At 42.9% G+C, this 13,954-nt stretch carries 8 protein-coding genes; all 8 read left to right on the top strand.

Annotation, left to right across the window (positions count from 1 at the left end; all coding sequences use genetic code 11):
* Nucleotides 1-75: 75 nt before the first annotated feature.
* The 8 genes from KEM09_RS11120 (at nucleotide 76) to KEM09_RS11085 (ending at nucleotide 13,938) form a co-directional block, all read left to right on the top strand.
* Nucleotides 76-1,173 (top strand): glycoside hydrolase family 26 protein, encoded by a 1,098-nt coding sequence (locus KEM09_RS11120; RefSeq protein WP_212228327.1) that lies wholly within the window; start codon nucleotides 76-78, stop codon nucleotides 1,171-1,173.
* Nucleotides 1,174-1,208: 35 nt separating this feature from the next.
* Nucleotides 1,209-2,399, top strand: coding sequence for a glycoside hydrolase family 130 protein (locus KEM09_RS11115; protein ID WP_212228325.1), 1,191 nt, complete (start codon nucleotides 1,209-1,211; stop codon nucleotides 2,397-2,399).
* A 24-nt stretch (nucleotides 2,400-2,423) separates the two neighbouring features.
* Nucleotides 2,424-3,800, top strand: a complete 1,377-nt coding sequence (locus tag KEM09_RS11110) for an MFS transporter (protein ID WP_212228323.1) — start codon at nucleotides 2,424-2,426, stop codon at nucleotides 3,798-3,800.
* A gap of 23 nt (nucleotides 3,801-3,823) precedes the next feature.
* On the top strand, nucleotides 3,824-6,400 hold the full coding sequence (locus tag KEM09_RS11105; protein WP_212228321.1) for a beta-mannosidase: 2,577 nt from the start codon (nucleotides 3,824-3,826) through the stop codon (nucleotides 6,398-6,400).
* 272 nt (nucleotides 6,401-6,672) lie between these two features.
* Entirely contained in the window at nucleotides 6,673-9,837 is a 3,165-nt protein-coding gene (locus KEM09_RS11100; RefSeq protein ID WP_212228319.1) for a SusC/RagA family TonB-linked outer membrane protein, read from the top strand.
* Between the two features lie 38 nt (nucleotides 9,838-9,875).
* Complete coding sequence (locus KEM09_RS11095) at nucleotides 9,876-11,531, top strand: RagB/SusD family nutrient uptake outer membrane protein (protein WP_212228317.1); 1,656 nt, start codon at nucleotides 9,876-9,878, stop codon at nucleotides 11,529-11,531.
* Nucleotides 11,532-11,565: 34 nt separating this feature from the next.
* Nucleotides 11,566-12,444, top strand: a complete 879-nt coding sequence (locus tag KEM09_RS11090; protein ID WP_212228315.1) for a hypothetical protein — start codon at nucleotides 11,566-11,568, stop codon at nucleotides 12,442-12,444.
* Nucleotides 12,445-12,540: 96 nt separating this feature from the next.
* Entirely contained in the window at nucleotides 12,541-13,938 is a 1,398-nt protein-coding gene (locus KEM09_RS11085) for a sialate O-acetylesterase (protein WP_212228313.1), read from the top strand.
* Nucleotides 13,939-13,954 lie beyond the last annotated feature (16 nt).

Raw genomic sequence — 13,954 nt, 5'->3', positions numbered from 1 at the left:
GATAGAATAAAGGTTGTTCTGGTTACGCACTGCCTATACATTTGTATCGTTGAATGCTAACTTAAATCAGTTGAAATGAACAGACTTTTCTCAATGGTCTTTGTTTTGCTTATACTTTCCTCCTGCAAAACAAATAAAGAAACTAATGATAATGCCAAGGACGAATTACGCTCAACGCTAATGGCGCTCAAAGGAAAGGGTATCCTCTTTGGGCATCAGGATACCTATGCCTATGGTTACTATTGGAATGATGTGGAAGGCATGTCGGATGTGAAACGCGTAACGGGCGATTATCCGGCTGTATTCGGGTGGGAGCTGGGTGGCATTGAGAAAGGTGTGAAAGCCAATTTGGATACTGTAGCCTTCGATAATATTCGTAAATATGCCCTTAAAGCCTATCAGCAAGGCGGCATTAACACCTTTAGCTGGCACCCGTTTTCGCCTATCAACCGGGCCGACTCGTGGGATACCAGCACCCGGGTAGTGGAGCATATCATACCTGGCGGTAAGTACCATGAGGCTTTTAAGAAAGATTTAGATGTCCTGGCCGATTTTTTAAACAGCATTACAACCAATGATGGCGCCAAAGTGCCTTTTATTTTCAGACCATGGCATGAGATGGATGGCACCTGGTTTTGGTGGGGCATTAACAGTTGTACACCCGAAGAACTTATCGAGCTATTCAGGTTTACGGTCTCTTATTTGCGTGATGCAAAAGGGATGGAACAGATGCTGGTAGCCTACTCGCCCGACCGTAATTTTGATTCGCTCCGTGGATATCTGAAATGGTACCCGGGCGATGAATATGTGGATGTTATCGGCATGGATAATTACTACGATTTATACACCGATGGATTATTAGATGAAGCCATTGCCAAGTTGCATATTGTTATCGATTATGCCAATCAAACGGGTAAGTTATCTGCCTTAACCGAAACGGGTTATGAAAATATTCCTGATTCAACCTGGTATACCAGTAAGTTGGGAACAGTACTTAATGATAGTGTAGTGGCAGCCAATATCAGCTATACACTGGTGTGGCGAAATGACCCGATGAAACACTTCTTCTTTCCGTATCCTGAGCATCCTTCGGCTAAATACGCCAGGCAGTTGTTGGAACAGAAGAATATCTGGTTGTTAAATGATTTGGTAGAGTTTAAAAAAGATAGATAAGAGGGAATAATAGAGTATCTCCTGAAGAATAGATTATGATGGAACAGAGTTTTGAAAAGCGATTGGATAAGATTAGGAAAACATACAATAAGAAAATAAAACGCCGAAATAAAGCGTTGTTTAGTTTGAATGGATGGTATAACAGATACAAACGGCCTGTGCTAACACGCGAACATGTGCCCCTCCATTGGCGATATGATCTAAATAAGGAAACGAATCCGTTTCTGATGGAGCGTATCGGGTTTAATGCCGCTTTTAATGCCGGAGCTATCAAATTAGATGACAAATACCTTCTGGTTGTTCGTGTGGAAGGCAACGATCGAAAGTCTTTCTTTGCAGTGGCTGAAAGTGATAATGGGGTGGAAGGTTTTCGTTTTTGGGACAAACCCATTACATTGCCTCAAACAGAAGTGCCTGACACAAATGTATATGACATGCGCCTGACTCAGCACGATGATGGATGGATATATGGTGTGTTCTGCACCGAACGCAAAGACCCCAATGCAGGTGAAGGAGATACGAGCAGTGCCATTGCGGCAGCTGGTATAGCACGCACTAAAGACCTTATTCAGTGGGAGCGGCTGCCTGATTTAATTTCGACCTCGGGTCAGCAGCGCAATGTGGTACTTTTTCCTCACCTGATTGACGGACAATATGCGTTTTATACTCGCCCGCAGGATGGTTTTATTGATACCGGTAAAGGAGGAGGCATTGGTTTTGGTTTGTCAGAAACAATTGAACAACCCGAGGTGAAAGAAGAGGTGATTGTGGATGCAAAAACCTACCATACGATTTACGAGGTTAAAAATGGATTGGGGCCGGCACCTATTAAAACCTCACAGGGCTGGTTGCAGCTGGCACATGGCGTTCGTAACACAGCCGCCGGATTGCGTTATACCTTGTATGTGTTCATGACCGATTTGGAAAAACCATGGGAGGTTACACATAAACCACATGGGCATTTTATTGCACCACAAGAGGCTGAGCGTGTTGGTGATGTATCCAATGTGGTGTTCTCAAATGGCTGGATAGCCGATGAGGATGGTACCGTTTATATTTATTATGCATCATCAGATACGCGGCTGCATGTAGCTACCACCACTATAGACCGATTGGTTGATTACTGTCTGCATTCTCCACAAGATAAATGGCATTCACATTTAAGTGTAGAAACCATCAACGAATTGATTGAGAGTAATAATGATTTTATGCATTTAATCGATTAGGAAGGTATTAAATTGTATATTGATATGACTGATAAAGTTACATTAAAGGAGAGAATTGGTTATGGTTTTGGCGATGCAGCCTCTTCCATGTTCTGGAAAATCTTCTCCATTTTCTTGCCCATCTTCTACACCGATGTATTTGGTATATCAGCCGCAGCTGTCGGCACCATGCTACTGGTTACCCGCATTTGGGATGCGGCTAATGATCCGTTGATGGGCATTTTATGTGACCGTACCAATACAAGGTGGGGAAAGTTCAGACCTTATTTATTGTGGATGGCCGTTCCGTTTGGTGTTGCCGGTTTGTTGATGTTTACAACGCCAGACTTCGGACTGACTGGTAAACTTATATATGCTTACCTGACTTACACGCTAATGATGATGGTTTATACGGCCATTAATGTGCCATACGCCAGTCTGCTGGGGGTAATGTCGCCGGTATCCGATGATCGCACCTCCTTTGCATCGTATCGGATGGCCTTTGCTTTTGCAGGCAGTATTTTAGTGGTATTGATTTATCAGCCTTTGGTAGATGGCTTTAAAACTGTCTTTGCCGAAACAACTGCATACCAGCTAACCATGTTGGTGGTGGGGAGCATTGTTATTGGCATGTTTTTATTGACTTTTAGCTGGACACGGGAGCGAATTTCGCCACCCAAAGGACAGAAAAATAACCTGAAAGAGGATTTGAAGAATTTGGCAGGTAACATTCCCTGGTTTATTCTCCTGGGGGCCGGGGTGGCCACACTGGTATTTAACTCGGTGCGCGATGGCGTAACACTTTACTACTTCAAGTATTTTATAAGCGATGATGTGGCCCTTTCATGGACCAATGCGACTTTTACGTTTAGCACGTTGTACCTGTTCCTGGGGCAATCAACCAATATGATTGGCGTAATAATGGCCAAGTCGGTTTCATCGCTCTTAGGCAAACGCAGAACCTTTATGTATGCCATGTTTGGCGCTGCCATATTAAGTGCCTGCTTCTTTTTTGCCGGTAAAAATCAGTTGTGGCTGATATACACGCTTCAGGCACTGATAAGTTTCTGTGCCGGTATTGTTTTCCCATTGTTGTGGTCGATGTATGCCGATGCAGCCGATTATTCGGAGTGGAAAACAGGAAGACGAGCAACCGGTTTAGTGTTTTCGGCATCAAGTATGTCACAAAAGCTGGGATGGACCATTGGGGGCTCCATTACCTTATGGCTGCTGGCCCTTTATGGTTTTGAAGCCAATGTGGAGCAGTCATCAGAAACCATTCGTGGCATTAAATACATGATGAGCTTCGTTCCCGGTGTCGCAGCGCTTATATCCGGCCTGGTTATGATGCTCTATCAGCTTAATGATAAAAAGATGCTGGCCATTAACCTTGAGTTAGAGCAGCGAAGAGCCGCCGAATAGTTTGTCAACCAAATCAAAAAGCTATGAAGAAATTATTAATAATGCTATACAGTTGCTTCGTGCTTATGGCCTGTCAGCAACCAAATCGTGAAAACATGACTGTTCAGGTAATCAATAAGGGATGGACTTACCAGGAAGTGGATGGTGAGCACAAGGGAAATGCTACCGTGCCTGGCACAATTCATACCGATCTACTCAACGAAGGGCATATAGAAGATCCATTTTATCGGAATAATGAAGCCAAGCTGCAATGGATTGATAAGCAAGACTGGGTTTATACAACCAGTTTTGATGTGGATGCCGGAACGTTGAAAAAAGACAGAGTAGAACTACATTTCTATGGACTCGATACCTATGCGGATATCTACGTGAATGGGCATCTGCTCAAAGAGACCAATAATATGCATCGTGAATGGTCTGTGGATGTGAAAGAATATATTCATTTGGGTGCAAATCAACTGAAGATATATTTACATTCACCCATCAAAAAAGGATTAGCCTTATACGATGCAGCTGCCTATGCTTATCCGGCCACTAATGATCAATCTGAAAATGGCGGTTTAGGTGATAAGAAGGTGTCGGTATTTACGCGTAAGGCCGGCTATCACTATGGATGGGATTGGGGACCTCGCTTTGTAACTTCAGGCATTTGGCGTCCTGTTGAGCTACGTAGCTGGAATGATTTACGCCTTCAGTCGGTATACATTCAACAGCCTCAAGTGACAGCAGAGCTGGCTAAACTAATTGCGGACGTGAATATCGAATCTGAAAAGCAGATGCAAGTAAAGCTTAGGGTGAAGCATCATGAAAAGGTATTGGCCGAACAAGTGGTTGCAGTTGAGCGGGGTATAAATAATGTCACTCTGCCCTTTGAAATAACTAAGCCTAAGTTGTGGTGGAGTAAGGGACTTGGCGAAGCCAATATGTATGATTTTAAAATCGAAGTAAAGAACGAAGAAAACAGTATGATAGCCAAACAAACGCTATCTACTGGTTTGCGTTCTGTGCGATTGGTGCGTGAAAAAGATGAAGCGGGAGAGTCGTTCTTGTTTGAATTAAACGGTGTGCGCGTATTTGCCAAAGGGGCTAATTACATCCCCAACGATAGTTTTTTACCGCGAGTTACCAAAGCAGACTATGAAAAAGTAGTGGCTGATGCGGTTGACGCCAATATGAATATGTTGCGCATATGGGGTGGTGGCATTTACGAAGATGATTATTTCTATGAGCTGTGCGATCGAAATGGCATCATGGTTTGGCAGGATTTTATGTTTGCCTGTTCCATGTATCCGGGTGATGAGGCGATGCTTGATAATATTAAGCACGAAGCCATTGATAATGTAAAGCGTTTGCGCAATCATCCTGCCATTGTGCTTTGGTGCGGCAATAACGAAATAAATACCGCCTGGCATCATTACGGCCAGGGTGGCTGGGGCTGGAAGCAACGCTACGCAACAGAACAACAGGAGGGAATTCAGAAAGCTTACCTGGATATTTTTCATCGGGTATTGCCAGAAGTAGTGGAAGAATACACGAATAGTATCGATTACTGGCCTTCGTCACCACAGGCGGGTTATGAACCGGATAAACATGCCGGGTATGATACCAGCTCGGGCGACATGCATTACTGGGGAGTTTGGCATGGTTTGCACCCGTTTAGCGACTTTGATCAATACCAATCACGATTTATGAGCGAGTATGGCTTTCAGTCGTTTCCCGATTTTGAAACGGTGAAGACCTATGCCGAGCCCGGTGACTATAATATCGAATCGGATGTGATGGCTGCACATCAGCGCAGTGGTATTGGCAATTTGCGTATTAAGGAGTACATGAGCTGGTATTATGAAGTGCCTGATGATTTTGAGCAGTTCCTGTATATGAGCCAGGTTTTACAGGCACACGGAATGCGCATGGGAATTGAAGCCCATCGTCGCGCCATGCCCTATTGCATGGGTTCCTTGTATTGGCAGATTAACGACTGTTGGCCAGTGGCCAGTTGGAGCAGTACCGATTATTATCATAAATGGAAATCCATGCACTATGCTGTGCGTGAAGCCTTTAGTCCAGTCATGATTAGCGCAATAAATTCAGGAGAAGAGGTAGAGGTATATGTTGTGTCTGACTTGTTGGAGAATAAACAAGCAATCCTCGAATTAAAGATTATGGATTTTAATGGTAATCAGGTCTATAAGGCATTCAGGGACATTACCATTAATGCCAATGCAAGTACAAAATTACCAGCCATCAGTATTAATGATATCGAAGGCTTGAATGTAAACTACAATGTTTTGGTCTTAAATGTGGTGGATGAAACCGGTATTCTTTGTTCAAAAAATCACTACTTCGCAAATGCAAAGGACTTGCTTTTGCCCAAAGCTGAGTTAGATATTTCAGTTTTAAAAGAAGGAGATGATACCTATTTAGAGGTACACTCAGATGCCCTTATTCGCAGTTTATACCTGTATGATAATCGCTCAGGATTGGTACTAAACGATAACTATTTTGATGTTTTACCTGGTGAAACAAAGAAAGTGAAGGTTTTAAGTTGCAGATATCCAGTCGAATATAAGGAGGTTAACTTTAGGCACATAAAGCATTAACATTTGAACACACCTTTTGGTAAAAAAGAACAGACATTTGATGTTGCAATAGATCAGCTTTGGTTTGGAATGTATAGAAAACAAAGTTCAAATAGATAGAATTTTATAAACGTTTGCTTAATCACTAACACACACATTACACTTCGCTTCGAAAATACAAGGTATTGATTCAATAGTATTAACGATGAATTAGTAAGGTGTTTAAATTTGTTAAAAATTCAAAGTGTAGAAAATACAATAAGTAATCTAATCAATTAATTAAAACAATTTTTATGAATTTAAATCTGCGATTAGTTAGTGTTATTGTCATTTTTCTGATGGTACATATCATGTACTCCCAGGAGAGGACCTTAACAGGAACAGTAAAGGATGATATAAATCAGCCTTTGCCGGGTGTTTCCATCATTATTGAAGGAACAACTCAAGGAACAATTTCTGATGTAGAAGGTAATTTCTCACTCAAAGTGCCCGAGGGAGATGTTAACCTTGTTTTCTCATTTATCGGGTTTCAACGCCAGGTAATTAATGTGACAGGGCAAGCAACTGTAACTGTTCAGTTATTGCCGGATACCGAAGATCTGGACGAGGTAGTGGTAGTGGGTTATGGTACGACTAAAAAGAAACTGGTAACCGGTGCCAATCTGAATGTAAAGGGCGAAGAACTGGAGGCTTTAAATACAGCCAATGCGCTTGATGCTATGAAGGGTATTACACCAGGTCTGAACATTGTACAAAATAACGCACAACCAGGGGCTGGTACCAAGGTGTATATTCGTGGTATTGGTACAACTGGTAATTCTCAACCTTTATACATTGTAGACGGTGTGATACAAGGCAATATTGATTACCTGAGTACAAACGATATTGAAAGCGTGGATGTGTTAAAGGATGCCGCTTCTGCAGCTATCTATGGTTCACGTGGTGCAAATGGTGTGATTTTGGTAACCACCAAAAAAGGTCGTAAAAATATGAAGGCAACTGTCACCTATGATGGTTACCATGGATGGCAAAATATATACAAACGCCCTGATTTATTAACAGCTCAAGAGTACATGTTGATAAAAGATGAAGCCCGTGTTAATGACGGTTTGCCGCTTTTTGACTGGGCTAATAATATACCTAATTACGACCAGATTGTAAGTGGAGAATGGAAAGGGACTGACTGGTTTGGCAAAGCGCAAGTTGATAATGCTCCAATTCTGAACCACTCATTAAATATTTCGGGTGGTAGCGATAAATCCGTTTATTCGCTTGGTTTTTCTTATTTCAGTCAGGATGGTGTTATGGGTAAGCAATCCGACTCGTACTACAACCGATTCACAGTTAGGTTAAATACCGAGCATACCCTGTTTTCAAATGAGCAAAGGGATATTGTAAAAGTAGGTCAGAACCTCACTTACTCAAAATCAAAAAATAACTCGATTCGTACAGGTAATATCTATTGGAACGACGTGGGTAACTTTATTCGCATGCATCCTATTATGTCGATTTATGATGATAACGGTGATTATTCCTATGCCAGCGGGTTTGCTCCTCAAACAGCTAACCCAATCGCCTTAATGGACTACCTAACCAAATATGGCGAAAACGATAATAATACAATGGTTGGTAACGCTTATTTACGGATAGAGCCAATAAACAATCTGAGTATTCAATCACGTATTGGTTTTAATATGTGGTGGGGTGGTGGAAGAAGCTGGACGCCTGCTTACAACTTAAGTTCGAATGTTACAAGTAGTGAAGATCAGGTCACTCAAAATATGTGGTCAGGCTATTCATACATCTGGGATAATACGGCCACCTATGATTTTACTTTAGAAGATCACAGTTTTACCATGATGGCAGGTAATAGTGTTGAATATACGCCAATTGCCTACAACCTGAGTGCAACAGGTAAAGAAACGTTATTCAATAAATGGGATAATGCTTACATAGATAATTCACCAACCATTGTTTCTGCTTCAGGTAATGATGATTACGGCATGTCTATTATGTCATATTTTGGCCGTTTATCGTGGAATTACAACGAAACATACATGTTCTCAGCCATGTTAAGAACGGATGGTTCAAGTAACTTTGCTAAAGAAAACCGTTGGGGTGTATTCCCGTCTGTATCGGCCGGATGGGTGATGAGTAACGCCTCTTTTATGGAAGGTGCATCCAACTGGTTAGATTTCTTTAAAATCAGAGCAAGTTGGGGACAGGTTGGTAACCATGCTATCTCACCATTTTTATATTCTTCAACCATGGGTTATTACGATTCAGATGCCGAATACTATGACGCATCGTATGGTTTTGGTAGTGATAAAGGTTCCAGTGACGGTTCAAGTACCCGCCTGACCGGTTCGTACCCAACGCGCATTCCTAATGAAGATATTACCTGGGAAACATCAGAACAGCTTAATATTGGATTTGATGCCAATTTCTTGAGCTCGCGAATGAGAGTTTCGTTTGATTGGTACGATAAAACAACCAAAGACTGGTTAGTTTGGACATCAGTACCAGCTTCTAATGGTATTAGTGGACAGATGATTAATGGTGGTGATGTAAAAAATACCGGGGTTGAATTGTCACTGGGCTGGAATGATAATGTTGGCCAGTTCAAATACGGAGCAACGCTTTCATACTCCTATAACAAAAACGAAGTAACATCCATTGCCAATACTGAAAAGATCATTCACGGGCAATCAAATGTGATGACTCAGGGAAGTGGTGAAATGTATCGTGCCCAGGAAGGATTTCCTATTGGCTATTTCTGGGGCTATCAAACAGACGGGGTTATTCAAAATGAAGCCGAAGCCAATGCATACGTAGCACCTGCAGGTGCTGATAATGCAGGTGAGAAATATTTTGAAGATCAGGTGCCGGGCGATTTACGCTTTGTTGACCAAAATGGCGATGGTCTTATTAATGATGAGGATAAAGTGATGTTAGGCCAGCCAATGCCCGATCATATCGTTGGTTTACAGTTAAACTTCGAATACAAAGGCGCATTCTTAAATGTTACAGGTAATGGTGCTTTTGGTCATCAAATTGCACAATCTTATCAATCGGGTAACTCAGAATGGGATAACACCACAACGGCTGTTTTCGATCGCTGGTACGGAGAAGGTACATCTACTAAAATGCCACGCCTGACGGCTAGTTTGCATGAGCGCAATGACTTGTATATCTCAGATATCTTTATTCATGATGCCGATTATTTTAAAATCAGCAACATTACCATTGGCTACGATGTGAAACGACTAGTGCCTGACTTTAAAGTGCTATCAGAAGCTAAGCTATACTTCACGCTTCAGAACTACTTTACATTCACCAAATACGATGGAATGGATCCGGAAGTAGGTTACGGACCTGATGGTTGGTCTTCTGGTATTGATCTGGGATTATATCCTGCTTCTAAAACAATGATGGTGGGCTTAAACCTTAAGTTTTAATCAATAGATACATCAATTAAGGCTTAAAAAATAGAAATATGAATAAAATACTTTATATATCGATTATAGCAGCTTCACTTATCTTAATGACAGGATGTGGAGATGAATTTCTGAATAGGGAAAACCTATACGAAAAGAACCTGGAGACTTATTACGAGACGCCAAAAGATGTGGATGAAGCGCTGATTGGTGCCTACTCGCGCCTGACGGTTGATGCGGGTATCAATCACCCGATGCTATTGGCTAATGTTTTATCAGATGATTGTTACTCTGGTGGCGGAACAGGTGATGCCGAGGCCTGGGATATTGACCAGCAAAAGAACAGGGCTGAGGATAGATACTTACATATTTATCAGCGATCATACTCAGGTATCTATAGCCTCAATATGTTGCTAAATAATTTTGATAAAGCGGTTTATGAAGACGCTGTTCTTCAAAAGCAACACAAAGGTGAAGCTCAGTTCCTACGAGCCTATTATTACTTTCGTCTGGCACAGCTGTTTGGCGAAGTGCCTTTAAACCTGGGAACAGAATTAGCATATCTGGGCAAGGCTTCTCACGAAGAGCTTTATCAGCAGATTGCAAGTGATCTTAAAGGCGCCATCGAAAATTTACCTGATGAAGCCTGGACAGAAGGCTGGGCCAATGAAAACAGCGGACGTGCTACCAAATGGGCTGCAGAAGCGCTAATGGCTCGTGTTTACTTGTTTTATACGGGTTATTATAATGCCTCAGATTTGCCAGGAGGCATCACCAAGGCCAATGTAGTTGAGTGGATAGAAGACTGTATCAATAATAGTGGTCATGGTTTGTTAGACGATTTCCGCAGTAACTGGCCCTATGCACATTTGTTTGTCGATGAAGATGATAATGGTGTAGACGATATCCCATGGCCGGGAGATGGTCACAAAGAAACAGTTTGGGCCATCAAATATACCAACCAGGGGCATTGGGCCGGACCAGGTAACCCAGGACGTCTGGCGTATACCAACCAGCAAGTGTTGTATAATTCAATGCGCGGTGGCGTCGATTATCCTCCTTATGGACAGGGTTGGGGCATAGGTCAGGTGAGTACTTTACTGGATGCCGCCATGTTGGGTGACCCACGACAAGAGATGACCATTATTGATGTAACTACCGATCCGGCTTTAGTTGGTTCGCATGAGTGGGGTGCCTGGCAGTTCAGAGACGAAACAGGTCTTTACAACAAGAAATACTCGGCCATATTAACCGCAACCACCAATGACGCCGGGCAAACGGTTTATAAGGGTATGTATTATAACCTGTTTGGTGGTTTGGAAGAAAGCTATCAGCTATGGAATATGCAGGATGATATTATTATTCGTTTTGCCGATGTATTACTAATGCATTCAGAACTGACTGGTACAGCTGATGGATTGACTGAAGTACGTGCTCGTGTAGGCCTGGATGAAGTGGCCTATTCACTGGATAACATAAAGAAAGAGCGTCGAATTGAGTTAGCCCTTGAAGGTGTAAGGTATTACGATCTGTTACGTTGGGGAGATGCAAAAACAGCTATTGAAGCAGCCAATGGTGCTCCGGTGAAATTATTGGGTCTTGATGATGTGTATAGCGTAAATTTTGATGAAGCGAAGGCTTTTCTGCCACTACCTGAATCTGAAATTAACTTGTCGCGAGGTAATTTAATTCAGAACCCGGGTTGGGCCAAGTAACCTGTTTTATCAACTGTGAAAAAAACAAAATAAGATGAAGAAAAATATATTATATATTCTGACTTTGGTCACAGTGGTATTATCTGCCTGTGATGCAATTGAAGACCGACAATCATTGGCGCCTGCCAGAGATGCTGGTGAATTGAAGCAATCAATTTCAGTGGAGGTTGTGGGTAACACGGTTACCTGTTCAACAAGTATTAAGGACTTAACTGTAGCATGGAGCTCTTCAAATGGATGGACAAGTTCTGGCACCAGTGGAACATTCGATGCGCCATTAAAAGGCGACTATACGCTCACTACCTATTTCCTTGGTGGCGATGAGCGCGTTGAAGTGACCACTGATTTTAACATACCAGCTGATGATCCTGAGTTTTTTGCGCATCCATATTGGGCTTTAATCGCTCAGCACGATGGTGCCCGTGAAAAGACTTGGGTATGGGCCGATGATAACGATTATGCCGGCGGCAACGTGTGGGGTAACGGCGGTTGGAGAGCCAGTCGCAAAGGTGAATGGTGGACGGTTTCCATGGATTGGTTTGCCGAAAACAAAGGCGCCTCGCCCATGGATAAGCTGACATTCAGCATGGACGGTCAGTTAAACTTTAGTACTGAAATGCCTGGAGTTGGTCAGCCCGGAACAGGTTCTGGTGCCTGGATTATGGCTTTAGGAGGTGAGAATATACTGGATGATGCCGACGGAGCAGAATGGTCACAAGGGTCCATAAAGCTAACCGGCCACAGTATTCCTTGTGGTATTATTGGAAGTGATGTGATTCAATACGAATTCTGGATTGTTAAACTAACCGAAGATGAAATGGTATTGTGCGCACCAGAAGGTGGGGCAGGAGCTGATCCTTGGAGTGGAGCATGGTTTTTCCATTATAAGCGCGAAGGATATGAGTATCCATAATCAGAACAAGTGGATTGAAACATAAATTAGAGAATAAGTGGGGTTGTGAAGGATACAGCCTCACTTATTTATTAAAAAACAGAAGATTTCCCGACAATGAAACCACTAAAACTACTAATAGCGATTGTTTTAGCTGCCTTTATGGGGCAACAGGCTAAAGCCAATATTGCACTGCCATCTATTTTTAACAGTCACATGGTGCTTCAGCAAAACAGTGAAGTTAAGTTATGGGGCTGGGGCAATCCTACCGAAAAAGTGGCGGTGACTACCTCGTGGAGCACTGATACATTACACACCGTGGCCAGCAATCAATGCAGTTGGTCAGTGGTGCTTTCTACCCCTGAAGGCAGCCATCAGGCGCATACCATTACCATACAGGGCTACAACACAATCACTTTATCAGATGTGCTGATGGGAGAGGTGTGGCTCTTATCCGGGCAATCAAATATGGAATGGAATGCCCGCTTTGGCTTTGATAATGCGGAGGAGGAAGTGAAAAATGCCCATCACTCCAATATTCGCTTATTCACTGTTGGGCGGCGGGCTTCAGAGTTTCCTAACCTGGATGTACAAGGCAAGTGGTCGGTATGCTCACCTGAAACTATGCTCGATTTCAGTGCCATCGGATACTTTTTCGGACGAACACTGAAAGATTCATTAAACGTGCCAATAGGCCTGATTAACACAGCCTGGGGAGGCTCACCCATTGAAATATGGATACCCGAAGAAAAAATAACTCAGCACGAATATTTGCTTGAGGAGTCGAAGAAAATTCAAGAAATGAGCTGGAGTGCCCGTGAGCCCGGCCGGGCCTATAATTCCATGATACATCCGTTGATGCCATTAGCCATAGCAGGGGTGCTTTGGTACCAGGGCGAAACCAATGCGGCCAATCCCAAAGCATACACGCAAATGTTATCCACATTAGTCAATTCGTGGCGGGATGGATTTAATAACGTTTTTCCATTTTACTATGCGCAAATAGCACCTTGGAATGGCTATGGACCCGTTTCTGGAGCACAGGTACGGGAGGCGCAGAGAAGAGCGTTGGACGTCATCGAAAGCACCGGCATGGTGGTGGTCAGCGATATTGGCGATACCATTGATATTCATCCGCGAAATAAATTAGAAGCCGGCATTCGATTTGCCAACCTGGCGTTAAACAAAACCTACGGACTATCAAACTTACCCGTTTCCGGCCCTATGTATCAATCCTTTTCTACTAAAGGCAAAAAAGTCATTGTCAACTTTAGCCATGCCGAAGGCTTGCATGCCAAAGGCGAGGCTTTAAAGATGTTCGAGCTTAAAAACAGCGATGGGAAATGGTATCCGGCCAAAGCACGTATTAAGAAAAATATGGTGGAAGTGTATGCCTCAAAAGTGAAGGAGCCAGTTGAGGTGCGATTTGCATGGACCAGCAGCGCCACACCCGGTTTGTTTAACGAGCAACACCTGCCGGCTTCCTGTTTTTCATCAAGCATTGATATGGAATAGTAAGGATTGAGTCGAT

This window comes from Carboxylicivirga mesophila (genome assembly GCF_018271975.1).
GTDB classification, from domain to species: domain Bacteria; phylum Bacteroidota; class Bacteroidia; order Bacteroidales; family Marinilabiliaceae; genus Carboxylicivirga; species Carboxylicivirga mesophila.
This window is presented reverse-complemented; position numbering and strand designations above follow the sequence as displayed.